Source organism: Pseudoalteromonas sp. J2K-J979 (assembly GCF_058169715.2).
The window spans coordinates 1417767-1444381 of record NZ_CM200281.1 but is presented as its reverse complement, the minus strand read 5'-3'; the positions used below and the strand labels follow the sequence as shown (position 1 = coordinate 1444381).

Annotated in this window: 23 protein-coding genes; 6 read left to right on the top strand and 17 right to left on the bottom strand. The window is 41.4% G+C overall.

From position 1 onward, the window contains the following. The first annotated feature begins 173 nt into the window (after positions 1 to 173). The 3 genes from AC3KVK_RS06760 (at position 174) to AC3KVK_RS06750 (ending at position 4190) form a co-directional block, all read left to right on the top strand. The gene (locus AC3KVK_RS06760) at positions 174 to 2501 is read left to right on the top strand and encodes a carbohydrate binding family 9 domain-containing protein (protein WP_490312166.1); all 2328 of its coding nucleotides are present in this window, start codon (positions 174 to 176) and stop codon (positions 2499 to 2501) included. Positions 2502 to 2645: 144 nt separating this feature from the next. Next, on the top strand, positions 2646 to 3614 hold the full coding sequence (gene cysK / locus AC3KVK_RS06755) for a cysteine synthase A (protein ID WP_490312167.1): 969 nt from the start codon (positions 2646 to 2648) through the stop codon (positions 3612 to 3614). 132 nt (positions 3615 to 3746) lie between these two features. Beyond that, positions 3747 to 4190 (top strand): hypothetical protein, encoded by a 444-nt coding sequence (locus AC3KVK_RS06750; protein WP_490312168.1) that lies wholly within the window; start codon positions 3747 to 3749, stop codon positions 4188 to 4190. Positions 4191 to 4238: 48 nt separating this feature from the next. Here the strand turns inward: AC3KVK_RS06750 and AC3KVK_RS06745 are convergent, their stop codons facing one another. Further along, the gene (locus AC3KVK_RS06745; protein ID WP_490312169.1) at positions 4239 to 6563 is read right to left on the bottom strand and encodes an acyl-CoA dehydrogenase; all 2325 of its coding nucleotides are present in this window, start codon (positions 6561 to 6563) and stop codon (positions 4239 to 4241) included. Positions 6564 to 6858: 295 nt separating this feature from the next. Between AC3KVK_RS06745 and AC3KVK_RS06740 the strand changes: the two genes are divergently transcribed. Then, on the top strand, positions 6859 to 8700 hold the full coding sequence (locus AC3KVK_RS06740; RefSeq protein ID WP_490312170.1) for a M2 family metallopeptidase: 1842 nt from the start codon (positions 6859 to 6861) through the stop codon (positions 8698 to 8700). An 89-nt stretch (positions 8701 to 8789) separates the two neighbouring features. On the opposite strand, the gene AC3KVK_RS06735 is transcribed toward AC3KVK_RS06740, so the two are convergent. The 11 genes from AC3KVK_RS06735 to nagK all read right to left on the bottom strand — a co-directional run bounded on the left by AC3KVK_RS06735 (position 8790) and on the right by nagK (position 18841). Beyond that, positions 8790 to 9551: a putative porin gene (locus AC3KVK_RS06735; RefSeq protein ID WP_490312171.1), complete on the bottom strand. Its 762-nt coding sequence runs from the start codon at positions 9549 to 9551 to the stop codon at positions 8790 to 8792. Positions 9552 to 9669: 118 nt separating this feature from the next. Beyond that, positions 9670 to 10044, bottom strand: a complete 375-nt coding sequence (locus AC3KVK_RS06730; protein WP_490312172.1) for a PH domain-containing protein — start codon at positions 10042 to 10044, stop codon at positions 9670 to 9672. Positions 10045 to 10120: 76 nt separating this feature from the next. After that, the gene (locus AC3KVK_RS06725; RefSeq protein WP_490312173.1) at positions 10121 to 11023 is read right to left on the bottom strand and encodes an ABC transporter ATP-binding protein; all 903 of its coding nucleotides are present in this window, start codon (positions 11021 to 11023) and stop codon (positions 10121 to 10123) included. After that, the gene (locus tag AC3KVK_RS06720) at positions 11020 to 11841 is read right to left on the bottom strand and encodes an ABC transporter permease subunit (RefSeq protein ID WP_490312174.1); all 822 of its coding nucleotides are present in this window, start codon (positions 11839 to 11841) and stop codon (positions 11020 to 11022) included. Before AC3KVK_RS06720 ends, AC3KVK_RS06725 begins: the two co-directional genes overlap by 4 nt. A 160-nt stretch (positions 11842 to 12001) precedes the next feature. Next, positions 12002 to 13171, bottom strand: coding sequence for a cystathionine beta-lyase (locus tag AC3KVK_RS06715; protein WP_490312175.1), 1170 nt, complete (start codon positions 13169 to 13171; stop codon positions 12002 to 12004). Positions 13172 to 13205: 34 nt separating this feature from the next. Beyond that, positions 13206 to 14123: an NAD(+) diphosphatase gene (nudC, locus tag AC3KVK_RS06710; protein WP_490312176.1), complete on the bottom strand. Its 918-nt coding sequence runs from the start codon at positions 14121 to 14123 to the stop codon at positions 13206 to 13208. Beyond that, positions 14116 to 14460: a winged helix-turn-helix transcriptional regulator gene (locus tag AC3KVK_RS06705; RefSeq protein ID WP_490312177.1), complete on the bottom strand. Its 345-nt coding sequence runs from the start codon at positions 14458 to 14460 to the stop codon at positions 14116 to 14118. The genes nudC and AC3KVK_RS06705 overlap by 8 nt, the downstream gene beginning before the upstream one ends. Before the next feature lie 123 nt (positions 14461 to 14583). Then, positions 14584 to 15378, bottom strand: a complete 795-nt coding sequence (gene nagB, locus AC3KVK_RS06700; protein WP_490312178.1) for a glucosamine-6-phosphate deaminase — start codon at positions 15376 to 15378, stop codon at positions 14584 to 14586. Between the two features lie 217 nt (positions 15379 to 15595). Beyond that, positions 15596 to 16732: a transmembrane glucosamine N-acetyltransferase NagX gene (nagX, locus tag AC3KVK_RS06695; RefSeq protein WP_490312179.1), complete on the bottom strand. Its 1137-nt coding sequence runs from the start codon at positions 16730 to 16732 to the stop codon at positions 15596 to 15598. A 76-nt stretch (positions 16733 to 16808) separates the two neighbouring features. Continuing rightward, positions 16809 to 17933: an N-acetylglucosamine-6-phosphate deacetylase gene (gene nagA, locus AC3KVK_RS06690; protein WP_490312180.1), complete on the bottom strand. Its 1125-nt coding sequence runs from the start codon at positions 17931 to 17933 to the stop codon at positions 16809 to 16811. Between the two features lie 14 nt (positions 17934 to 17947). Beyond that, the gene (nagK, locus tag AC3KVK_RS06685) at positions 17948 to 18841 is read right to left on the bottom strand and encodes an N-acetylglucosamine kinase (RefSeq protein ID WP_490312181.1); all 894 of its coding nucleotides are present in this window, start codon (positions 18839 to 18841) and stop codon (positions 17948 to 17950) included. Positions 18842 to 19266: 425 nt separating this feature from the next. Here nagK and AC3KVK_RS06680 point away from each other — a divergent pair, with 425 nt between their 5' ends. Continuing rightward, complete coding sequence (locus AC3KVK_RS06680) at positions 19267 to 19698, top strand: CBS domain-containing protein (RefSeq protein ID WP_490312182.1); 432 nt, start codon at positions 19267 to 19269, stop codon at positions 19696 to 19698. 98 nt (positions 19699 to 19796) lie between these two features. On the opposite strand, the gene AC3KVK_RS06675 is transcribed toward AC3KVK_RS06680, so the two are convergent. From AC3KVK_RS06675 to AC3KVK_RS06665, 3 genes are all read right to left on the bottom strand, one after another. Beyond that, entirely contained in the window at positions 19797 to 20279 is a 483-nt protein-coding gene (locus AC3KVK_RS06675) for an NYN domain-containing protein (RefSeq protein WP_490312183.1), read from the bottom strand. A 103-nt stretch (positions 20280 to 20382) separates the two neighbouring features. Then, positions 20383 to 22470: a TonB-dependent receptor plug domain-containing protein gene (locus AC3KVK_RS06670; protein WP_490312184.1), complete on the bottom strand. Its 2088-nt coding sequence runs from the start codon at positions 22468 to 22470 to the stop codon at positions 20383 to 20385. A gap of 100 nt (positions 22471 to 22570) precedes the next feature. Further along, entirely contained in the window at positions 22571 to 23971 is a 1401-nt protein-coding gene (locus AC3KVK_RS06665; protein WP_490312185.1) for a hypothetical protein, read from the bottom strand. A 143-nt stretch (positions 23972 to 24114) separates the two neighbouring features. Between AC3KVK_RS06665 and AC3KVK_RS06660 the strand changes: the two genes are divergently transcribed. Further along, positions 24115 to 24390 (top strand): hypothetical protein, encoded by a 276-nt coding sequence (locus AC3KVK_RS06660; RefSeq protein WP_490312186.1) that lies wholly within the window; start codon positions 24115 to 24117, stop codon positions 24388 to 24390. A gap of 6 nt (positions 24391 to 24396) precedes the next feature. Here the strand turns inward: AC3KVK_RS06660 and AC3KVK_RS06655 are convergent, their stop codons facing one another. Then, positions 24397 to 25398 (bottom strand): succinylglutamate desuccinylase/aspartoacylase family protein, encoded by a 1002-nt coding sequence (locus AC3KVK_RS06655; RefSeq protein WP_490312187.1) that lies wholly within the window; start codon positions 25396 to 25398, stop codon positions 24397 to 24399. A gap of 222 nt (positions 25399 to 25620) precedes the next feature. After that, positions 25621 to 26460: an isopenicillin N synthase family dioxygenase gene (locus AC3KVK_RS06650; protein ID WP_490312188.1), complete on the bottom strand. Its 840-nt coding sequence runs from the start codon at positions 26458 to 26460 to the stop codon at positions 25621 to 25623. Positions 26461 to 26615 lie beyond the last annotated feature (155 nt).

Genomic DNA, 26615 nt, shown 5'->3' with positions numbered 1-26615 from the left:
CCCATCCACTGATATAAAAGAGATTGGGCTGCTAGACACAGCCCTTTTTGTTATGTAATCGTTATCCTATCTTACAAAAAAGCATTTAATCGTTAAAAAATTGATTCTCGAAACATTTACACCTAATTTAATTCACAATTATTGATATAAAATTAAATTTGTTTGGACCTTTCATGATAAAACGCACTGTTGCTGCTGCCTTTTGTTTTTTAACTTTCCCATTGTTTGCTGCCGATAACATAAACATTCCTTTCATTGCAAAAAATGCCACCATTGATGGCGTATTAGATGAACCTCATTGGCAACTCGCCCACCCATTGACCGTCGATAATATTACTTGGCCTTATGAGAATATCCCCAGTGAAGAAAAAATGGATGTACTTGTTTATGAAAATGGCGAAATGCTCTATGTCGCCTATCAAGCCTATGATTCATCACCTGAAAAAATCCGCGCCTTTTATCGCGATAGAGATCGGGCATGGAATGATGATTTAGTAGGCTTAAAGATTGATTCATTTAATAATCAAAAACTGGCTTATCAATTCTTTATAAATCCATTAGGCGTGCAAATGGATTCAATTGAAAATGAGCTCACAAAACAAGAAAGCGATGCCTGGGATGGGATTTGGGAAAGTGCAGGTAAAATCACGCCACAAGGTTATATCGTTGAAGTGGCCATTCCTTTGCGTATATTAAACTTTGACGACAGTGTAAAAACGAAGCAAATGGCGATGGAGTTTATCCGGTTTATTCCGCGCAATGAACGCCTGCGTGTATCAAGCATGAAAATCGATCACAACAATAATTGTTGGATATGCCAAATGCCAACGGTCTCGGGCTTTGAGCAAACCCAGCAAGGCAATAACCTCACCATAGTACCAGCTTTAGTAATGGGAAAAAGCCAGCAACGTGATATGCGTACGTCCGCACCAGAATGGCAAGATGAGTCTAATATCGAGCCAAGCTTAGATGTAAAATGGGGGATCACTCCCGATATTACCCTCAACACCACAATCAACCCCGACTTTTCTCAAGTTGAAGCCGACGTTGCACAGCTAAGCATCAATGATAATTTTGCTTTATTTTATCCCGAAAAACGGGCTTTTTTTGCCGATAATGCTGATTATTTTGCTTCGCCTTGGGACTTAATTTACACCCGCAATGTGGCTGAACCAGACATTGGCGCGAAAGTAACAGGCAATGTCGGTCAACATAACTTTGCCGCATTTGTCGCTAATGACCAACAAAGTAATATAATCATTCCAGGCAACTTAGGTTCAACCATTGTCTCTCTCGATAATAAATCGAATAATGCGGCCGGTCGTTACCGCTATGACTTTTCTAATGACTTTTCAATTGCGGCCACCACTACTGCCAGAGAGTCTGACGATTACCATAATTATATGGTCAGCTTGGATACCAAATACCGCTTTAGTGACAGCGATACCTTTGTTTTTCAATATGCACAATCAGAGACTCAATACAGTGATGAGTTTGTCGATAATTTATGTGGCGCTCAGACATGCGATAACCCTGAAGAAACTGAATGTGAAATTGGCAATGACTGTGCCTACAGTGAACCACTTTTAAGAGTGCTATCGGAAACACCTTTGACCGATAACGCTTATCGTATCAGCTATGAACATAACGAAAAGCATTGGATGGCTTTTTCTAATTACAGCAATATTGGCGATGATTTTCGGGCCGATCTTGGATTTATGGGCCAAGTGGATTTTAATAAATTTGTCACTGGTGGACGCTACCGTTGGTACGGTGATGATAAAAGCTGGTGGAATCGCATGGAGTTTTACAGTGACTGGGATATTAGTCACAACGATAATCAAGAGTTACTCGAAAAAGAACTACAAGCCAGCTTCTCGATCAATGGCCCCTTACAAAGTTATTTACAATTTGAGATCATGCAACGCCAAAGAACTGGGCTTCGTCATGATAAAAGTTCTCTGGCGATCGATGGCAATACCACACTCTTTGATGAAGATTTAGTTGCCCTCTATGCTGAAATAAAGCCACTTGCAGGTTTATTCATGAGTGTAAATGTGTCTTCAGGGGATCAAATCGATCTCACCAACAATCGGATTGGTGAGCGTGTTCGAATACGCCCTGTTGTTAATTACAATTTAACCCGTCACCTGGAACTTAAGCTCCGCCACACTTATGAAAAAATGAATGCGGCTAATGCTCATTTATTCACGGCCAACTTAACCGATGCACGTATAACTTATCAATTTGATATTAAAAGCTTTTTACGTCTAGCATTTATCTATACTGATATAGACCGCAATACAGATAATTACCTCAAGCCTGTCAATGAGCGCTACCAAAGCTTTTCGACTCAGCTGCTGTATTCATATAAAGTGAATCCACAAACGGTCTTTTTTGCTGGCTATTCTGATAATGGCTATCGTGATGATGAAATTGAACTACTTAAGCGCGCTGAGCGATCTATATTTTTAAAACTCAGTTACGCATGGTTACTGTAAATTAAAGGGCTGCGGCCCTTTTTTATACCCAAAAAGGTAAGCTTAATTGATATATGTTATAGCCAATCCTTCCTTCTTTTTTTAAGCCATAATTGTATGCTAGTTTTAATAGATTCCTAATCGGATCAACTATAAGGAAAGCACATGTCTCAAATTTTTAATGATAACTCTCTGGCAATTGGTAACACACCGCTTGTTAAATTAAACCGTGTTACTTCAGGTAATGTTTTTGCCAAAGTTGAAGCACGTAACCCAAGCTTCAGCGTTAAATGTCGTATCGGTGCTTCGATGATTTGGGAAGCAGAAAAGTCTGGTGAATTAACTAAAGACAAGCAAATTATTGAACCTACTTCAGGTAACACGGGGATCGCCCTCGCATTTGTTGCTGCATCACGTGGTTACCAACTAACGCTAACTATGCCAAATACGATGAGTTTAGAGCGACGTAAGCTGCTTAAAGCTTTAGGTGCAAATTTAGTGTTAACTGAAGGTGCTAAAGGTATGAAAGGAGCTATCGAAAAAGCACAAGAAATTCAGCAAGCAGAGCCTGAAAAATATATCTTATTGCAACAATTCGAAAACCCTGCCAACCCTAAAATTCATTTTGAAACGACCGGTCCAGAAATCTTTGAAGCGACTGACGGTAATGTTGATTTCTTTATTGCCGGTGTGGGTACTGGTGGAACGATCACTGGGGTAAGCCGTTACCTTAAACTAGAGAAAGGTTTAAATGTTAAATCTATCGCTGTAGAGCCTGTTGACTCTCCAGTAATCTCTCAAAAATTAGCGGGTCAAGAAATCAAACCGGGTCCTCATAAAATCCAAGGGATCGGCGCTGGTTTTATCCCTGGTAACCTTGATTTAGAGATGATTGATGGTGTAGAGCAAGTGTCTAACGAAGAAGCCATTGCAACAGCACATCGTCTAATGAAAGAAGAAGGTATTCTGGCTGGTATTTCATCTGGTGCCGCTGTTGCTGCAGCAATCAGAATTGCTGAAAAGCCAGAAAATGCCGGCAAAAATATTGTCGTTATTTTACCAAGCTCAGCTGAGCGTTATTTAACATCTCCTTTATTTGCTGAAGAGTTTAGTGATCAAGAACTCGTCCAATAATCGGTAAGTATCTGAATAAGGGCACGTAAGTGCCCTTTTTTTTGCTTTGATGATAGGTTTGCGCATCCCTTTTGAGCTGATATAGTTATAAGGTATTCACAAAAACCAATATATATTAAAGGGTAACAATCTATGTCCTACGTACGTTCAATGCTCATGGCGACTTGTGCTTTATTTTTGATGGCCTGTGGGGATGATGGCCCAGATATTAAAGGTGACACTAACACCCCTGAATACGCCGCGATTACTTTTTTCCATGCCATGTATAATGATCAAGATTTGGCAAAAGTGATGGAAATGTCGACCCCTAAACTTGCGCGCATTATTCAATCTTATGGTTCAACTAAACAATTTGCTCGTAATGTCATCAATATGCAATTTGACAGCGTCAACCTTGAAGTCGATCAAACGAGTCGTTCTGTTCGCAAGATATACGGAGATAACGCCACGATTACACTGATTTTTTCTGGGCAACTCAATGGGAACAAAGTTGACGATATGCGCAGTATTAAACTAATAAAAGTAAAATCTACATGGTTTGTTGAAAAAATTATCGACGATCCTTATGGCAGATAACAAAAAGCCAACGTCATGTTGGCTTTTTTCATTTTAAATCAAACTGATCTATGCAGCTTTAGACTTTTTTGACTTGGACGATTTCGCTTTCTTTCCTTCAAGTTCACCCGGAGCGAAATTATCGACATTGATAGCTAATAAACGCAGTTCATTGGCTGCTAACATCGTTTCAGCTTCATCCTCACTAATAAGCTTACTAAATTTCGCTTTTTCTATTAGCTCTACAATTGAAACTTTGCTAGGAAGTTGCCCTTTATGCTGCGCTTTACTGAGTTTGGCAAACAAACCTTCGCAGCGATACATCGCTTGAAACGCCTGCTCCATCACGCCTGTGCCCGCATTATCATCGATATAACATAAATGTGTTAAACGGTTTCGCATCACGCCGGGCTGTTGCATATGTACACAAATTTGCTGCGCGGCATCATCACTTGGTTTTTTGTAACTATTACCGAGTGGGAACACTAAACGCTTTAACGCAAACCCGATAAACTTATTCGGGAAGTTATTACAAAAACCATAAATCGCCTGCCCAATTTCGTACAAGCTGTGTTCAATAGCATATTGAACAAACGGTAAATCTGACTGCTGACGCCCTTGATCTTCATAGCGTTTTAACACAGCAGACGCAATGTACAAATGACTTAAAACATCACCTAAACGAGCTGAAATCATCTCTTTTCGTTTTAACTCTCCCCCTAAAATCAGCATGGAGACATCTGTACAGATTGCCAGCGCACGGCTCATGCGACCGAGCTGTTTATAATATTTCGCGGTCAGACCCGATACAGGAGTCGAGTTAAAATGTGCCGCAGTTAATCCGTGGAATAACGCCATAGTGGCATTACTGCCTGCAAATAAAATATGTTTCACTAACAGTTCATCGAACTGTTTTAAGCCAGCTTCAGAATCTTCATTCGCCGCCGCTTCCATTTCTTTAAGCACATATGGGTGACAACGAGTCGCACCTTGTCCAAAAATCATCAAATTACGGGTTAGAATATTTGCCCCCTCAACCGTAATGGAAATAGGTACTCCCATGTAACCATGCGCTAAGTAGTTGTTATGGCCAAGTTGAATCGCCTTACCTGCATGAATATCAAATGCATCATTGACTACCGTGCGGCTCATTTCAGTCATGTGATATTTAGCAATCGCAGTGACAACCGACGGGCTCAATTTCATGTCTATTGCCCCCGCTGTCATTAAACGCATGGCTTCAAGTGCATAGGTATGACCACCAATACGCGCTAACGACTCTTGAACGCCTTCAAATTTCCCAATCGATAAACCAAATTGTTTACGTACATAGGCATATGCACCGGTCATACGAGCACTTAAATGACCTGTTGCACTGGCCAGCGCAGGTAATGAAATACCACGCCCTGCACTCAAACACTCAACGAGCATTCGCCAACCACGCCCAGCAAAATCAGGGCCGCCAATGATCCAATCTAGCGGAATGAACACATCTTTACCGTAGGTTGTACCATTCATAAATGCCATCGCCATCGGGTAATGACGCTCACCAATTTCAACGCCAGGATGGTCGGTTGGGATCAACGCACAGGTAATACCTATGTCGCTTTCACCACCAAGTAAGCCATCTGGATCAGACATTTTAAACGCAAGACCAAGTACCGAGGCAACAGGGGCTAACGTGATGTACCGTTTTGACCAATTGAGTCTCAGCCCAATAACTGTTTCGCCATTGTACTCACCTTCACACACAACCCCAGTATCAGGAATCGAACCCGCATCTGAGCCAGCTTCAGGACCGGTCAGAGCAAAACAGGGGACATCTTTCCCTTTTGCTAGGCTCGGAAGCCAGCGCTCTTTTTGCTCATCGGTACCGTAATGCATCAGTAACTCACCTGGGCCCAAGCTATTGGGTACCATCACGGTTACGGCTGCTGTTAAGCTTTTAGTGGCAATAGTTGACACTATGGTGGAATTAGCGATTGCAGAGAAGTCTTGGCCACCATAACTTTCTGGGATAATCAGTGCAAAAAAACCTTCATCTTTGAGGTATTGCCACACTTCTTGTGGCATGTCTTTGTCTTGATGAACAATTTTATAATCATCAAGCATGTTACATAATGTTTTGACTTGATTATCAAGAAAAGCCTGCTCTTTTTCTGATAGTTTTGGTTTGGCGTAACCGTGCAGCTTTTGCCAATCAGGTGTGCCTGTAAATAACTCACCATCCCACCAGATATCCCCGGCTTCCATCGCTTCTCGCTCAGTTTGTGAGAGCGGCGGTAACACTTTTTTAAAAAATTTAAAAGCTGGTCGGCTGATTAAACTCATGCGAATATCAGTGACCATGAAAATGACGATCACCGCCACAATCAAGAGAATTAAAATAGACATACAAGATCCCTTTTTAGTGAATACAAAATACTGCCGTTAAGTATAGCCTGATGCGCTGTAAAGTCTTGTTGTTGTCTCATTCGACTTCACACCCTGTAAAATTTACATGGCAAGAGGATAAGCTCGCTGCGTTTGATTTACATTATGCCTATCATAACTTAATAATTGTTTGTTAATACTAAGTTTTTTAAATATTTTTCGAAATCGGATTTCAGGATCAATCTATAGCAATTTACCCACCATCACTGCCCTGTTATGATGCAGACCACACAATAAAAATGTTTCGGGAAACACCATGAAAACAAAGATCTTTAAATTAAGCTTAACCGCGCTAGTGGTAAGCAGTAGCTTGACTCTCGTCGGCTGCAATAATGAACAAACGAGCCAGATAGCTCCTGTGGTAGCAACAAGCGTGACCGCTGATGACGCCAAACAATTTCTTATTACCTCAGAAAAAGAACTCAAAGCCCTCTATTTAGAGTCAAGTCGTGCCGAATGGGTTTATGCTAACTTCATCACCCATGATACCTCTGAATTATCTGCTGCTGTAAACGAAAAAATGACTGCAACTGTGGTTCGTTTAGCCAATGAAGCGGCTAAGTTTAACGCCCTCGAATTAGATGCTGACACACGTCGCAAACTCGAAAAACTCAAACAAGCTTTGACACTTGCTGCGCCTCAAGACGAAGCTAAAAATGCAGAGCTGTCAAAATTGATGGCTGAATTAGGTGGTTTATACGGCAAAGGTAAATACTGTAAAGCAGAAGGTGACTGTTTAAGCCTTGGCGATATGACAGCAAAAATGGCCACAAGCCGTGACTACGATGAATTACTCGATTTATGGCAAGGTTGGCGCCAAGTGTCTAAACCAATGCGTCCACTTTATGAGCAACAGGTCTCCCTCGCCAACGAAGGTGCTAAAGAGTTAGGCTATGTCGATACAGGCGCAATGTGGCGCAGTAAATATGACATGCCAGCTGATGATTTCGCCAAAGAACTAGACCGAATTTGGGGCCAAGTCAAACCACTTTACAACTCTCTCCACTGTCATGTTCGTGCTAAATTAGGTGAAAAATATGGCACCGATAAAGTGCCGCAAGATCAACCTATACCTGCACATTTATTAGGCAATATGTGGGCGCAAACTTGGGGCAATGTGTATGACTTAGTCGCTCCTGAAAACGCCGATCCAGGCTATGATGTGACTGAGTTATTAGCAAAGCATAACTACGATGAATTAACTATGGTCAAAGGTGCCGAGAAGTTCTTCACTTCTATGGGTTTTGAGCCATTACCTGCCACATTCTATGAGCGTTCTTTATTCACAAAACCGCAAGATCGTGACGTACAATGCCATGCATCAGCGTGGAACTTAGACAGTAAAGATGATCTACGTATTAAAATGTGTATTCAGCGCACGGGCGAAGAATTCTCGGTCATTCACCATGAGTTAGGACATAACTTCTACCAACGTGCTTACAACACCCAGCCTTTATACTATCAAGAAAGTGCTAACGACGGTTTCCACGAAGCCATTGGTGATACTATCGCGCTTTCTGTAACACCGGGTTACTTAAAAGAGATTGGTTTACTGGACCAAGTACCTGATGAATCAAAAGATATTGGTTTATTAATGAAAATGGCAATGGATAAAGTTGCCTTTATTCCATTTGGTTTATTAGTCGACCAATGGCGCTGGCAAGTATTTTCAGGCCAAGTTACGCCTGAGAATTACAACCAAGCTTGGTGGGATCTACGTGAAAAATACCAAGGTGTTAAAGCACCTATTGCACGTACCGAAGCTGACTTTGATCCAGGTGCGAAATACCATGTCCCAGGTAATACACCTTATACTCGCTATTTCCTAGCGCATATTTTACAGTTTGAATTCCACAGAAGCTTATGTGAAATTGCAGGCAATAAAGAAGCCATTCACCGTTGTTCTGTTTACAACTCAAAAGAAGCTGGTGAGCGTTTGAATACCATGCTTGAAATGGGTTCAAGTCGTCCATGGCAAGAAGCATTAGCATCAGTGACAGGTAAACCTGAAATGGATGCGACCGCAATTTTAGATTACTTCGCACCGCTGCAAACGTATCTAGATGAACAAAATAAAGATCGTCAATGTGGTTGGTAAGCACGACTAATTGCTAGCAACTTCGCAATAAAAAAGCTCGTTCAGTACTGAACGAGCTTTTTTGCTAGGAAATAACGAAAAAAGAGCGATTAATATTGGCCAGACACACCAATTTGAAACTGCTCTTGCTCATCTTGATAACTGGCGAAAATTGCAATGTGGTTATCAATATACATTTTCGTTTTAACTAACCATTCAGAGTCACTGACACCGACTCCCACAGACAGCGCTGGGTTAAAATAATAATTCGCTTCTGCACTAAAAACATCATCATAGTCTGTATGATGAATTGAGGCATCAAGGGCTAAAAATTGTTGCTCTGATAAAGCCGTAAAATAGCGCGCAGAGATTTGTTGCGCATCAAAATCTGTATCACTCTCAAGCGTCACGCCAACATAGTCTTTGCCAGTTAATTGATGGTTATAAGCTGCATTGATGTGAAACTGATCATCGGTATTATCACTGTCTGATCGAAAAACACTGAGCTTTAAATTGCTATTGAACAAATAGCCTAAACCAACACTATTCGCATCTGAGTTACCATAACGAGCATATGAACCATTAACGAAAAAATTTTCATTATAAAAGTACTCACCGCCAACTGATAACAGTTCGTCAGTACCTAAATTATTTAGCTCAGTGAATATTTTTGAGTCTGTATCGAGATAACCAAACTCATCCATCACTCCGCCAGTGGTTTGCGCTGCAAAATAATGTGTCGCATTAAATACAAACCCATCAGAACCAGAAGCTTTGCTGTCAACATAACTTAAGCTGGCAAAGGTCTGATAATCGGCAGCAACCGCTACCGGAGCGCTAGCAAAACAAGCTAACGCAATTAACTTTTTCATTCTTTTTGTTCCTTTCACTGAGCGCGTTAAATAACTTTGCTCACGTTCCTGATCATTACAATTATAAAATCAGCACAAAGCGAGTCATTTAAATGCCGAGTGCTGAGTGGTGGTAAGTTTATAAAACAAATTGCCCAAGCACACGATAAACATCATTGATGTTATCACCCGCTTTAAACTCTTTGACCAATGGCTGAGGCTCAGAGCCAATCCAAATTTTCAGTTCTGCGTCTAAATCAAAATGCCCAGCACTTTCTTTACTAAATTTAGTGATTTTGCTGTAAGGGATTGTCAGCATTTCAACTTTAGAGCCCGTCACACCTTGTTTATCGATTAAAATAAGTCGTTTATTGGTAAAAATAAACATATCACGAATCACTTTATAGGCTTTTTGAACAGACTCTCCTTCGACTATTGTGTCGTTAAGTAAAGAATCTAAATCATCCTGATCGACTTCGCTGGCATTTCCCATTAATCCACTTAATAAACCCATTTCGTTCTCCTACGTACTTTTTGAACAAGTATAAATTAACTTATCGTATTAACATGACAAGCACTGTGATTGTTTTTTATTCAAACAACTGATTTTCTAATGTTTTACCATTAACTAAACTGCGATATCGCCATTGATGTTGATGGCACACTTGTAAAATTTTAATATCGGCTTCATGGCACAACACAGTCGGTGCTAAGGTGATCAAGTATTCCCTGTCTTGTGGCATGGTAACCTTATCAACTTCTGGCATCACTTGTAATGTATCGATAAGCTCAGGTTGTTTCTGGCTCATTGCTAAAGTTAAATACCCTTGCGTGGTATCACTAGCCAATGTTTGATGTTGATGCATTTGGCCAAGTTCAAGATACAACACTTGTTGGCATAATCGTTCAAGCTCAGTTAAATCATGGGAGCTTAAAATAAAGGTAATATCTTGCGATAAATCAGCTACAAGTTGACGAACTTCACGAGCATGGATGGGATCAAGACCCGCCGTTGCTTCATCAAGCATGACGATTTTTGGCGAGCCGATCAATGTTTGCGCAATACTTACTCTTTTTCGCATCCCATGCGACAGTGCAGCAGGCTTTTCATTTAACGCCTCACTAAGACCCACTAAATCTAGAGTACGCATTGCCTCATGTTTACTTTCTTTGGCACTGAGACCTTGTAAACGCCCATAAAAGCTCAACTGATGGGCAATCGAAAAACGAGGATCCAATACAGCATCTTGCGGTAATGCCGCTAATTGACCAAACAATGCGGCACTGCCTGCTTTATGCCCGAGTATCTCAACCTGTCCAGAGCTCGCTTGTAAATAACCACACAAAATACTAAATAACGTGGTTTTACCTGCCCCATTTGGGCCCACCAACGCTACCGGTTGTCCTGCCTGAATATCAAAACTGACCTCTTTAAGTGCCTGTTTTGCTCCAAAGAAATGATTAAGTCCTGTTACTGTAATAAGTTGGCTCATAATGCACTCCTTTTCATTACATAGCTGGCAGCGGCTAAATAACACACAGTTTGGATAAACGGGATCAGATAGTTAGCAATTGAAAAGCTTTGTTGCCCGATTACATCATTAAGTTGAAAACCTGGATAGATATATAATAAATACTCAGAAAACGGAATGTAATGACTTAAAATAGCAATTAGTGCACTGCCAATACCATAAAACAGTACGCACATTACAATGGCCAATTTTGACGAACGAATAAAGCTATTCAGAAACGCCATCAAAGCAATAAAAGGCAACACAGCTAATACTAACTCTTTAAATAACAAAGCTGCTTTGGTTAAGCCCGGCACAAACATTGCGCCCTCTCTGTAAGTAGCCATCGTAACTGTTGCTAATAAAGTAAGCGCAATCAGTGCTGTTACTATCAGTAGCTGACCAAGAAAACGGCCAAAGACCACTTCATTACGGGTTGAACGCAATGTAATAAAACGCAGCGTACCCCGGGTTCGATCTGAGCAAGTCTGATCACTCGACGCAAATAAGGCAAAAACAGGAAAGGAATACAATGCCACTAACCAATAGATCGCGAGTTCGGGCACTTTCCAAGTCAGCAATTCAGATAACCCCAATACACCGAACATTTGCATTGCCATTTGCCGAAAGTCTTCTGAAGATACAATCGACACTGCCGAGTTCACGGGGTAACGTAAAATCACAAACCACACAGTGGCAAAAGCAGCGAGCGCTAATAAACCACGTTTAGTAAAAAATAACCGCACCACCTCAAAGGTTGCTAAACACCAAGTGCGGTTAATACTTTGTTGTATTAACATATTTTTTCTCTTTATTAGTTATCAATACAGACTAAACATTGCCAAGTTCGAAAGCGAGTCTTTATTTGTTAAAAAGTATTTTTTGTCCCTTTTTTATACAAAAAAGCCTGCAGGTGCAGGCTTGTTAGTATTCATTGTCTTTGCTTTTACTCACAGCAGATTATAAATGTGCCTGATACTGTGCCAGCCCTTGCTGAAGATCATCCAACAGATCATCGCAGTCTTCTAAACCAACATGAATGCGGATCACTGGGCCATGTGCCCAACCAGTTGCACTTCGTAGGCCTTCAAGCCCCATACTCGCAGTAATGAGTGATTCAAATCCCCCCCACGAATAACCCATTTTAAAATGATGTAAACCGTCAAGTAACGCATTAATCGCAGCTTGATTGCCCGTTTTCATTACAAAAGAGAACAAACCATTACTGCCTGAAAAATCGCGTTTAAAATACTCATGGCCCGGACACGTCTCAAGTGCAGGATGGCGAACGTGATCAACCAATGGGTGAGTGCTCAGCCAATTGGCAATTTTTAATGCACTTTTTTCATGTTGCTGAAGCCGAACAGATAACGTACGCAAACCTCTGAGCGCTAAATACGCATCGTCTGCCGAAGTGCACTGCCCCATTAAGTAAGAATTTTCACGCAATTGTGCCCAATGTTTTTCATTCGCCACCGCAACGCCCATCATCACATCGGAATGACCTACAATGTACTTAGTGGCAGCTTGAATACTGATGTCCACCCCGAAATCAAGCGGCTTAAAATGATAGCCATTGCCATAGGTATTATCGAGCATCACCACCATATTGTGTTCATGGGCAATACGGCTTAAAAGCGGCACGTCCTGGACTTCCATCGATATGGAGCCGGGCGATTCTAAAAACAGCAACCGTGTATTGGGACGAATTAAATCACGAATGCCTTCACCTATTAACGGATCGTAATAAGTGGTTTCAACCCCCATATTATTCAAAATTACACGACAGAAATCACGGGTAGGCTCATACGCGGTATCGACCATTAAAATATGATCACCACTTTTAACAAATGAGATAATCGCATTACTAATTGCAGCCGCACCAGAAGGATAAAGTGCGCAACCTGCACCATTTTCTAGCTCAGTAATCGCATCTTGCAGTGCAAAATGTGTGGTCGTGCCACGACGACCGTAAAACAAAGTCTTATTTGCGCGATTTTTAACTGCATCTTTCATTTGAGCAACCGAATCAAACACGATGGTTGATGCACGTTGTACGACCGGGTTGACCACCCCATGGGTGTAATCTTTTTTTCGCCCTGTTGAAACTATTTGCGTATCTTTTTTCATCAATTTCTCCCTTACACGTCTAGGCATGCTGGTATTAATCTTGTTGTCGCCAATGTTCTATTAAAAACCGCGAAATAGAATCTTCGCGCGGTAATTTAAACCCTTCAGTGTCTTGTTCCCACTCCGCAAAAGTGTCTAGTTGCGCTTTCGTGAACCACTGAGCATATTCGAGCTCATCTTGATCGACTTGAATTGTTTGTGAACTCGCCTTTGCAATAAAGCCCAACATAATGGATGAAGGAAAAGGCCAAGGCTGAGAAGCCAAATACTGAACTTGAGACACAGTAATGCCAGCTTCTTCCATGACTTCTCGTGCCACTGCCTGTTCGAGTGTTTCACCCGGATCTACAAACCCTGCAAGCGTAGACAAAGCACCCGCCGGCCAGTTTTGCTGCCGCCCCAGTAAGCACCGCTCTTCGCCATCTTCAAACACTGTTGTCACCAACATGATAACAGCGGGATCGGTGCGCGGAAAGGTTAAATGATGACATGTTTTATCAGTACAGCGCCTTGCATGACCAGCCTCTGCTAAGCGGTTTTGTGCGCCACATCGACCACAAAAACGATGGGTTCGATGCCAATAACTCAATCCACGTGATAGCGCCAATATCGATGCTTGTTCACCGAAAATAGTCCCACCATATCGTCGTAAGTCAACAAACTCGCCAAAATAACCAATGGCTTTTAATGTGGTTTCATCACAATCAGTCACATCCAAAGCAAAAAAGTATTCATCGTCTTGATGGCCTAAAAAAATTGCATGCGAAGTATCAAGAGAGCCTAAGCGCTCACGAGTTAAAAAAACAGGAACAGCCTGATCACATAGAAATAAGTTTTTATCTTGATACGTTAATACCCATTGACTGCCAGCGTGTTTTTTTTCTTCGAGCCAAGTGGCATCTTTACGCTGTTGAGTGGCGCGATCTAAGTTCATTTGGGCGTAATTAAACATCTTCACTCCTTGCTGTGAGCATCGATGCCCACTGATGTGACCAATCTGCCATGGGCTCAATCAATTTTGCGAGCTCTGAACCATGGGCCGACAAAGCATAGCCCTGCGATGTTTTCATCACTAATTGCAGCGCAATCAGCTCTTTTAACCGTGAATTAAGTAAGGTCGGTGAAATAGCTTCACAACGTAACTGCAATTGCCTAAACGTGGCATTTTCGTGGCGCAATTGCCAAACAATACCCAGGCTCCAAGTACGGCCAAGTAAATCAAACAAAGCCATAATAGGCTTACCCGTTTTAGAACCACGCACTGCTTGACCTGGGATGGGTAACGCCATAAACAGCCTCCAATTAATGAATAGGTCTGCCAGACTAACAAAATCAGCAAACTTTCGCTACACAATATGTAGCACCTGCAACATAAAAAAAGACCTTTCGGCCTTTTTTATGCTCAAAATAGCTTATAGCGCTGCTAATTGCGCCAATAACTTTTGGTTTTCAGCTTCGATGTGTTTGTAAAAATCAACATCGGCAAGTTTACTCGCCGCAGCTTCATCTATGACAATCACTGCATGTTTATGCATTTGTAATGCAGAAGCTGGGCAAGAAGCGGTTAACGGGCCTTCAACCATCGCTTGAACTGCATCAGCCTTGTTTTCTCCAGTCGCAAGTAACACAACTTTGCGCGAATCTAAAATGGTGCCGATCCCCATCGTAATCGAAAGGTGCGGTTGGTACTCATCTGCCGCAAAGAATCGTGCATTATCATCAATTGTTTCTTTGGTCAGTGTTTTTACTCGTGTACGAGACGTTAAACCAGATGAAGGCTCATTGAAACCAATGTGGCCATTGCGACCAATACCAAGTAATTGCACATCAATGCCACCCGCTTCGACAATTTTTTCTTCATACGCTTTACAGGCGGTAAGTGGATTTTTTGCATCACCTGGAGGTACAAATGTATTGGCTTTATTGATGTCCACATGATCAAACAATTGTTCATTCATGAAAAAGCGATAGCTTTGCGGATGATCCCCCGTTAAGCCTAAATATTCGTCAAGATTAAAACTGGTTACATTTGCAAAACTCACTTCACCCGCTTGGTTACGGCTAATCAGATTTTGATACAAAGCAACCGGCGTTGAGCCTGTCGCTAATCCTATTACTGAGTCTGCTTTTTTATTAATTTGATCAGCAAAGATTTGCGCACCATATTGTGCAACCTCTGCGGCGTCTTTCAGGATGACTATTTGCATATGACTGGGCTCGAGTTAGGAGTTGAGAAAAAAATGGGATCTATGATTAACCCGTCCGTGCAGTTGGATTAACCATAGATCAAAACCTAATCGGGATAAAACGACAATAGGTTTAAACCATTATGACAACGCTGTCATTATTGCGTTAATGATCTTTTTTGTAAAGACCATTAACGCGTTTTTTTACATATTTGTGTTTATTTCACCCTAAAGGAGCTTAAACACTAATCAAAATTTTACGTTTATAGAGCCAATGCAATACAAGTAATTGCACGGCTAATAAGGCAAGAACGGATAATATCGGCTGCCATGACTCTCCGCCTGCCCGGATTACGCCACCAAACACACTTTGCGCAATGTATTCCCATTTAACTAAGCTCGATGCTAAATAAATAATTATCGAGTTGGCACCTATGATCACAAATGGGTAAAAATATTTTTGTGTATTGAGTAAATCAACAACCGCATAAAAGCTCGCTAAAAATAGTAAACTCCAACCCACGGTGACCAAAACAAACGAGCTGGTCCATAAATCTTTATTCACCGGGAAGGCTAAGTCCCACGTCCAACCACAGACTAAGCTCACTAAACCCGCGCTAAATAAATATCCCACGGTTTTCCACTCGCCCAGTTCATTGGCTTTTGCAATTAATCGGCCAGCAAAAACGCCCATCAATGCATTAACGACAGCCGGGACATTCGATAAAAGTCCTTCAGGATCGGTTGGCCGATTTTGATAGCTAATGCCCGGTAACAAGTGCTGATCAACCCATGCATTCCATGTACCTGCCATTGTTAGCTGTCCAGCTTGTCCACCTGGTACCGGGATAAAGCACAATAAAACCCAATAGCCCAACAATACACCAACGGCAGTAATTATCTGTGTCCGTAAACTGGTATGCCACACCAGCATCGCGCAAATGAACCACGCAACAGCAATACGACCTAAGACACTCGCGTAACGGATTTCTTCAAGGTTTACTGGGATCCCTGTCCCCCAGCCATGATTATAAAGTACCCCGAAGCCAGCCAATAAAAATAACCGCTTCAATGCTTTAGCGTAATATATTCGGCGCTCAGAAAATGGCAGGTGATCGATACGTTTAGGCGAAAGCCCCATTGCCACCCCCGCTAAAAAGATGAAAAGTGGAAAAATCAAATCATAAAATGTAAAGCCATGCCAGTTACTGTGCAAGGTCTGTGCATGGGCAACTTGCCAACCCGTCCAGCCCGTTAAAATGAATAGAGCGGCAAAGATTTTTTCTCCACCGAGTATCCAAAACATATCCATGCCACGTAATGCATCTAACGACGCTAAGCGACGTTTTTGTGGTTTGTCTTGTGTTGTTGTCATTCTTATTTCTCTTATACTTAAAAACAAAAAAGCCCCGCTTATTGCTAAACGGGGTTTTTTATTCCAGGAACTGTTATCAAATGAGTTGGCCCGCAATATAGGTGTGTGTTGCATGCAAGGTTTCATCAAGCACAACAAAATCTGCGTCAAAACCTGCCAGTAAACGCCCTTTACTCGCTTGTAGCCCTAAATACTCTGCAGGATATAATGAAGCCATTCGAACACTTTCTGCGAGGGAAACATCAAGGGTATTGACCGTATTTCTGACGGCACTGGCCATATCGAGCACTGAGCCAGCTAACTCACCAGTCGTTGAATTTAAACGGTCGCCAGTACGAATCACTTTACGACCATCAAAGAAGTCAAACTCAGTTAAATCCGTACCCACTGGAGGCATAGCATCAGTCACAAGAAGTATTTTACCTTGTGCTTTTGTACGAATGGCTAATTTAGCCGCAGTTGGGTGAACATGGTGCCCATCAACAATCAAACCACACCAACTATTGTTATCCCAAAGCGCAGCCCCCACAACACCAGGCTCACGAGAAGTAAACGCTGACATAGCATTGAATAAATGCGTAAAACCGTCAGCACCAGCCTGCAATGCAGCTTGGGTTGTCTCAAAATCTGCATTCGTATGGCCTAAACACACTTTTACACCATACGATACTAAACGTTTAATATCCGTAACAGAGACATTTTCAGGGGCCAAAGTCACCATTTTAATACCGAGATCTTGACGCGCATACACTGCAAATTCAGCTTCTGAAATCGGGCGAATATATTGCTCACTATGCGTGCCTTTTTTAGGCAACGATAAATGGGGGCCTTCAAAATGAATGCCAAAAACACCAGCGACATTATCAGCAATAGCTTGTGCGGTCGCATCTGCGGCAGCTTGCATCACTTCAACTTTATCTGTGATAAGAGTGGGCATTAAACCTGTACTACCAAAACGACCATGAGCTTTAGCCATTTTATCTAAGCAGGCTGGCGTTTGTTCGGCATTAAAAAATGCCCCGCCGCCGCCATTGACCTGAACATCAATGAATCCAGGGATAACTAAACCTCGAAGCTGAGTCGCGTCACCAACAAAACCGGTTTCAATTGATTGAATTTTACCAGAGGCAATCGTAAGGGTAACCGTATCTAAAAATGATTCGCCATTAAATAAGCGCTCAACATGAAAGACCTGATCCATTTATTGCTCCTTGATTAAACCAAAAATGATTTTTCGGCGTAATAGACAGCGCCCATCTCAGGCGGCTGTTTTGGTGACTCAACTCGTGCTGCAATTTCTGGGCGAAGCCAGGCTTGTAACGGCTCAGCCAACCCGCCAATCATCGACAAACGAGGTGGATTTTTTTCTAATAATTTAGCGGCTAAATCACTGATATAACCTGCACCATCTTTCACAATTGCAATCGCTACATCATCGCCAGCATTCGCACATTCAAACACCCTGCGCGCTAAAGTAGCGTAAACACTCGACGGTTTACCCGCCATTTTTTCTGCAATTGCCATTGCATCTTCAGCTTGTAGTTGGGCTTTAACTGCTTCTGTAATCGCAGATTTTGGGCCAAGTCCATCTAAATCAAGCAAGGCCACTTTAACTGCTTCTAGCCCCATCCATGCACCACTCCCCTTATCACCTTGCGCAAAGCCATGGCCACCTAAATTAGTGCTTTGGCCATTAACATAAGAGAAACCACATGAACCAGTACCCGTAATTATTACAGCACCATCTTCTCCCTCGTGAGCCCCGATACAGGCGGTGTGCAAGTCTGTGGTAAGATACATTTTTTTAAACGGGTGATGCCACTCGATAATTTGCTTATACAGGCTCGGTAAATTAACACCAGCCAAACCTAAGCCAGCTACCATATTATTGACTTCGCTTAAGCTTAAACCAGCATTCTCAATTGCCAATTGAGTTGACACCATGATTGATTCTAACGTGCGGTCCAAACCATGAAGCGGATTTGCAGGTCCACCAAGACCGGTGCCTAACACACCTTGTTCGTGACTAAAAATTGTCGCGCGACACTTAGTTCCACCACCATCAATACCTATGTATAACTGGTCTTTATTTGCACTTATTGCAACCATCAAATGACCTCAATCTCTCTTGTTTTATTATCAGCTTCGGCTTTTTCTTATGCTACCGAGTCTAATATCCCTCGACCCATTGTTGATTTAATGTTACACAAATAATGACAGCGTTGTCATTAACTTTTTATAAAAAAGTCAAAACAAATCAATTGTTATTCTTAAGCAACTAATTTACATAAAAATTATCGATTTAGTTATGCTGTAACTCTAATTATGATTCTTAGACTATAACATTGAAATGCCTCACACCCAATCTTGGCATTTAGTCGTATATCTTTATATACAAGTATAAACCATCGCAAAAAAAGCAATCGTATTATTAGCAAAGCAAAAGCGTAAAAAACCGCTACGCTTATAAAAGTTCGAGTATTTTTATAACACAATGACGAACAATCAAAAATAGCTTAATTTTGGAGTGCTCAATGGAATCTATCAAAGTGATCGATTATCTCAATAAACGGCCTGTCACTTTTAAAGCCAATATGACAGTGGCAGAAGCAGCTGAACGCTTACTCTTGTCACATCAATCCGGTGGGCCCGTATTAAACGATGACAAACAGGTAATCGGCTTTATATCTGAACAAGACTGTATTAAACGCATGTTACACGATACCTATCTCAGTGAGTCTTATTTTACTGTCAAAGAAATAATGAGCACGCAGACGCTCACAGTGAGAACAGACCATTCAATCTTTGAACTCGCACAAGAAATGACCGAAAACAAACCAAAGATTTATCCTGTGGTCGATGCCGACAATCATTTACTTGGCACGATAGGTCGCACTGAGGTACTTAAAGCCATCGATATTCATTTGCATGCAATTTACGAAAAAGGTCATGGCCGATTTGTTTAAATTCGAGTTCCACCATCAGACACTGAACACCGCTATTTGCGATCTGATTACACCAATACAAGGTCGCAAAATCGGCTATAAGTCATTGATAACAGATTTTACAGTAATAATGTGTCATCAATGGCCACAAAGCGAGCGCTATTACGGATGAGCATATCTGAGGTTAAACTCGGTACTCCATACACATCGGTTGGTTTGCCAAATTTTGCATCGATACGATCAAGTAGCATTGCAAAATCGCCATCCCCAGAGACCAAGACTAATTTATCAACACTTTGCGCAATATCCATCATGTCAATCGTTATCCCGACGTCCCAATCTCCTTTTGCAGAGCCATCAGCTCGTTGGATAAAGGGTTTGAGTTTTATTTCGAACCCAATCGCACGCAAAATATTCTGAAATTGCTTTTGTTTATCATCATCACGTCCGATTGCATATGCAAAAGCATATTTAACATCAAAGCCATGCGTCACTTCTTGCCAAAATCGGTTGTAGTTAAAGTTCTGTTTATACGCTTGGCGACATGTGTAATAAACGTTTTGTACATCAACAAAAATTGCCAAAGTGGGTAAGTTTGCCATCAAGGTTCCTATGGCTGTTAAAATCATCCACCAGTATAACCACAAAGTAGCCCACTATGTTGGTTTAAAACGCCCTTAGTTGAGAGTTTGGGCGTTACTGACTCTAAAAGCTCACACTAAAACCAATGGAAGGACGCATCTCAAAATCATCTGTTTCTTCTTTTATAATCAGATCATTCACATTGGTGATTTTTTGATAATCCAAATCAATATGGCTGGTATTGTCTTGCCCATACACATTCATCACTTCGAGGATAAGCTGCGCATCTAAACCAAAGAAGTCGGTATCGCGTTCAAAACGAATATCTAAGCGATGGTACACATCAAAGCGTTCCGAGAAAGGTTCGCCATATACAGGCAAAAATCGGTCGTCATATTCTGGGTTTGCTTTCACTGCCACGATGGGGGTATAAGCTTGCCCACTGCGTGCTGTAAAATTAAACCCTCCATTCCAGCGCTCACTGAGTTGATAGTTAAATACCATATTCACCACCAGCGGCGTGTCAGCAAAATAGTCTCGAGTGATATCTTTGCTTAAATCGGTGCGCTCACTCTTAGCATAACTAATCGCAAACCATCCATACCAATTATCGGTTTTATTTTTATTAATTAATAAGTCCACACCATACGCTCGCCCTTCCACTTGATTACTGTATAAAAGCTCGGATTCTTGCAGCGCTAAAGGTAGATTTTCCATGGTTTTATAATACCCTTCAATTGACCAACTCCAGTCATTCGTCAAGTGCTGTGTAAACCCTAACGTAGCATGATCTGAACGCTGAGATTTTAACGCTGGATTACCAATTTCAGGGGCGATCACGTCTAAGTCCTGCATTCGGTTATACTGACCAAATTTAGCACTCACTGTGCTGTCCGCAGTCACATAATAATGAAGCGCCACGCGAGGCAGTAAAAACGACTCATCGGTGTAACGATTAGTTTGCCATTGTAGCCCGACATCTGATTGGAAGTTTGGATGAAACTGCCAAATATGACTGGCGGCAACAAAGTAATGATCGGTGTCAAAGGTATCGTGGCCAGAAATTCGCTCACCACGATTCAAATCACAATCAGGATCGAGTTCGGTACAAACATATTGAAACATATCATAAGAAAAATCCGACTCACTATCGAAATAAGCCGCATCGAACACCACACTATGTTGCGGATCAAAACGATAATTCAACCGGGCTTTATAACTGATTTGCTGTGTTTTCGCTTGTTCAAAAAAACCATCTGTTAGCGTGGCCAATTTACCGTATTCAAGACGCTCAGTTTCATTTAATACGCCAACGCCAACTTTAGCGTTGATATTTTGACTAACATGATCCCAAATTACACTTTGGCTATTAAAGTGACGATCAAATACAGCATCTCCCTGATACTCGGGGTTTTTGAGTGACAGCTCTGCTCGCTGATTAAAGTTTGCACCCGCTTTATCTTGAGCCCCTGTGAAAGAGAAAATAATACTGTTACGATTATCGATATCCCACAAAAATTTTCCTTGAAAATCATTGTCATCAGGTGCTTCATTAATCGTGACCCCAGTAAGTTCACCCTCATCATCTTCGAGCTCTTCCCCTTCGTCGAAAAAGAGCGGTAAGGTACTTTTTCGTGCTGACAGGTAAAAAGCCGTTGTATCAGTCAATTGGCCTTCAACAAATATCCCCGCGTTAAACATCGTAAAATCAAGCGTCGTTTTGATAGGTTGAAACTTAGGGTTACGTAAACTGACATCAAATACCGCGCCAGTGGCATTACTATAACTGGTTCCATAACCTGCAGAATAAAGTTTAAAATCTTGAATTAAATGACGATTAAAGATAGACATTCCAAAATCATGGAAAATATACCCAGCAGGCATAAAATCTACTTCGAACAAATTATCACTCGGTGAAGAGCCGCGAACGGCAGGATCACTCATTGAACCACCCGCAGCAACAACGCCTGGCAATGCAAACGCCGCTTGTAGCGGATCCCCCATTGCGCCCGGCATCGCGACTAGCTTTTGTGCATCTTCTGTTATTTCAGACATGATTGAACTACGCCGATGACGCACTTCAATCCGCTCAAACTTACTTTCTTCTTTAACTTCATTGCTTATTGTGGGTGCTTTTTGTGCAGCATGGAGCACATGTGCCTGTAATGCTAAACACACTAAACTCAGTGGAAAGTAAGTCGCTGGTCGCATTTTATATAGTCCTTTAGGTTTGATAACACGCTGAAAACCAGACTATACAAAGTTTAGGTGTGTGAAACTGTATGCGATTGTTCGAATATGTAAGGAGCCGTTAGTTCGTTACTTCCTGTGATTCAGCTGACTTTGCATCACTTTCTTCCATAGCTTCAATATTGATAATTTCTGAGCGATTTAAGGTGATTTTAAATCGCTGCGCAGTAACCGTTTCGGCTTTATCTGTTTGGGTCACAACTAAGTTAATTTGATAACGACGTTCTACGGCTTGTTTAGATATTTTACGGTTTTCTGAACTATACAAACGTCCAGCCCCTTTTTTCAAATAACGGACGAAGGGGGTTAAATTAAACGTGATTGTTTCTTGGATTTCATCGTATCCAGGTAAAAATGCTTTGACCACCACTTTGCTATCACTGCGAAAGTGCAGCAATTGTGCATCTTGCTTGTTTTGCTGTCTGCGCTTTTGCAACAGCGCATCCGCCTCTGGTGGTAACTCTTTTGGTTTAATGTATTCGAGCCAAAGTGTTTGCACTATAGTGCGCTTTTTCGTGGCACTATTGGTGAAAACATTTTGCCATTTGGGTCGGCCGCGCTGGATCCAACGCCAAATAAGCTGCGTCATGTCATCTTTGAAAATTTCACGTAGCCCGTAAATAACCCCTAACAACGCCACGAGTAAAAAGGTAATTTCGGCAAAACTCGACCGAGCATTAAGCACTAAAGTCATCACAAAGGCCATCATTACGGCCGTCACCACCCCTTTAACTAGGCGTTTTAAATTATTATTTAGGTTGCGCGTTTCTTTTTGGAACACCACTCCAAATTCGATCAGGCGTTGTAATAAACGCATTTTATTAGTGATCCGATTCGGATCAGACAAAGTTACCAACGAATTATATTGGCTTGTTTCTCGATAAAGCTTTTCAGACTCACAAAATTCGAACAATGCATCGCGTTCAGTCGCAAAATCAGAGCTCTTTGGTCCACGTGAAAGCAACTTTAAAAAGGATTGTTCGATGTGCCAACTTAAATAATTATCAGCCGTTTCAAAAAATGAACTGAGCTTTTTATCTGGGGGCGTATAACGACGGAGCTTTTTTAACAAGCCCTGCGTTTGCTCGCTTATTTCCATCGCTGCCGCAAAAAAAGGCTCGGGCTCCTTGATTTTAAGAGTCTGTTTAATATCGATTTCTAACGCGATTTTAATTTGGTAACAAAACAGATTCAAATTCACTCGGTAATCGCTTTGTTCACCTTTTTGTTGACTGATAAAACGGCTTCGTACTAAAGGTAGGTGGAGTTGATCTGAGTAATACGCGCTGTGAGTCGAGATACTACTATGAAAATAATCTTGCTCTTCAAGAGTGCTCGGGTTGATCCCCATTTCAACAGGTAAAGAAAAATACAAGTCAGTACGAATAAAGTCTTGCGGCAATAATTGGTGACGCAATTTAAACGATAAATTTTCATCCTGACGAAGCTGAATTTGACTCACTAAAAAACGATTCTCCAAATATTATTTATATAGATTATAGCCTAACAGACTGAATTTATATTTGTTTTTTCAATAAAATCCGTACAAAGCTTTACACGACAAGTTCTGTTATACTAACTGGCCAATAAATATTCAGTGCGATCATGAACAAAAAACTCGATAAATTATTAAAAACGCATCAAAAACTCGTGCATTCAGAAAACCAAAAAGTAATATCGCATGTACAACGAGCTGTCGATGACTGGATCCTCAACACTATTATGATTGAAGGTTGCGAGGTCGCGTTTAAATTTCAGCGTAAAAAGAAATACAAATCCCTGTTGGGTGCGCAAGTTAATTTAACTTACTACCCTCAAATCGACACCGTAGCCGGATTTGAAATCGAAGTTATGAAGGTAGTTCGAATTAAAATCGCTTAAATGTTGTTATTCAAAAATCTCATGCATTATCTCAACATGCTCAGCGACTTCTTCAGTCTGAGAAAAAATAGCAATATGCATGAGCGCATCCCCTTCTTGCACCAACGGAATATTTAAACGGCCAATCACGATGCCCTCTTGCTTAGCTTTAATTGTTTCGACCCGTTGTCCATTTGGTTCATAAATTTTGGCGATTGCTTCGTCTTTTTGAACATGATCACCTAAGTTTTTCAACAATTGCACGATGCCACTTTCTGTGGCGCGTTGCCAAGAACTGGTACTGGCGACAAAGGGTGCAACTTTATGCTTTCGATTCACTTTACGCAACATACCTAAGTGGCGCATTACATCTAACACACCTCTGAGACCTGCTCGAATACACAGCTCATCAAATCTTAGTGCTTCTCCGGCTTCATACAATAAAATTTTCACCCCACTGTCGGCAGCCGCTTGACGTAACGAGCCATCACGTAAGTTTGAATTTAATAAAACGGGCACACCAAACGCTTCAGCCATCGCCAACGTTTCTTCATCTTGTAGGTTGGCTCTAACTTGAGGCAAATTACTCCGATGAATAGCGCCAGTGTGCAAATCAATGCCATAGTCACATTTTTCAACAATTTCTTTTAAAAATAGGTTAGCGAGTCGACCTGCTAACGACCCTTTTTGCGAACCAGGAAAGCTACGATTTAAATCTCGTCTGTCTGGTAAATATCGGCTTTGATTAAGTACCCCAAAGACATTGACCATTGGTACTAAAATAAGTGTCCCCTTGAGGGAATTCAGCGCATCTTGACTTTGCAAACGACGAATGATTTCAATGCCATTGAGTTCATCGCCATGTATGGCTGCACTGATAAATAGCGTTGGACCAGAGCGCTTACCGCGAATGACGGTAACAGGAATTGACATATCTGTCCCTGTATACAGTTTTGCAACAGGAATATTTACTTGAACCCGGCTTCCGGCATCAATTTGCGTACCACTAAATACAAACGGTTTTGGCACAGATTTATACCTTAAAAAATAAATAAAGAAGTTTATCGCTAATTTAAGCATTAACTAAAATTCTAGATAATACTTTAAGAATAAACTAGTTACAGTAAAACAAAGCAGAAGGCAAACATTATTAAATGCAAACAAACAATCCACTAAAACTAAGCTTGTTTAGTGAACAAAAATACAAAAAGCGGTGACCCGCACCGCTTTTTCATTCAATTCAAACAGATGTTATTTCACACCGAGCTCTCTTAATCGTTCATCAAGATAACTTTGCGCCGTATAACGCTCAGATAGCACCACATCAGGTCGAGGGTGTAAAAACAGCGGTAATGAAATACGTGATTTATCCGAAGCCTTACCGCTAGGGTTAATAACACGGTGGATAGTCGACGGAAAATAACCACCTGATACTTCTTGCAACATATCGCCAATATTGATGATTAAGTTACCAAAATCACACGGCACATCTAACCAACCACCATCTTGCGTTTGGACTTGTAAACCCGGCTCATTGGCTGCAGGCAAAACAGTGAGCAAATTAATATCACCATGGGCAGCGGCACGAATAGCCCCAGGCTCCTCATCGCCTGTCATCGGCGGGTAATGCAAAATACGTAACAAGGTTTTTTCACTATTGGCAATCATATCTTTCAAATCAATCGAAAAATGCTGACTGATGTCTTCTGGTGCATTTTCTTGCACCCAACTCAGCAATTGCGCTGCAAACTCACTGGCTAAACGGTAATACTCACGGATTTCAGCTTCTAATTGCGCAGGAACACGGCCGTTTGGGTAAACATGATAATATTCTTTTATGTCTTTTATTTGATGCCCTTTGGCAACTTCAGATACCGACGGCGGGAAGTAGCCATCTTGGGTATCTTTATTAAAGGTAAAGTCGTTTTTTTGTTCAGAATTAAAAAAAGCCTGCCAATTTGTATAAATCGATTGCACCAACTGCTGAGGGATCGGGTGATTTTTTAACACCCCAAAACCAGTATTACGTAAAGATTCAACAAATTGCTGCGCAGCATCGTCTGCAAGGTAGTCAACGGTAGGGAGTTGCATGAGAGTTCCACCAATAAAAAATAAGAGATAGTTTAAAAATCTAATGGGTAAATAACAAGCTTACTTCAGTTTGAAAAATAAGCTAAAAAAGCACAGAAACCATTCAACCATCTGATTTACTTAATGAAATTATCAAAACTAAATTTTAGTGTAAT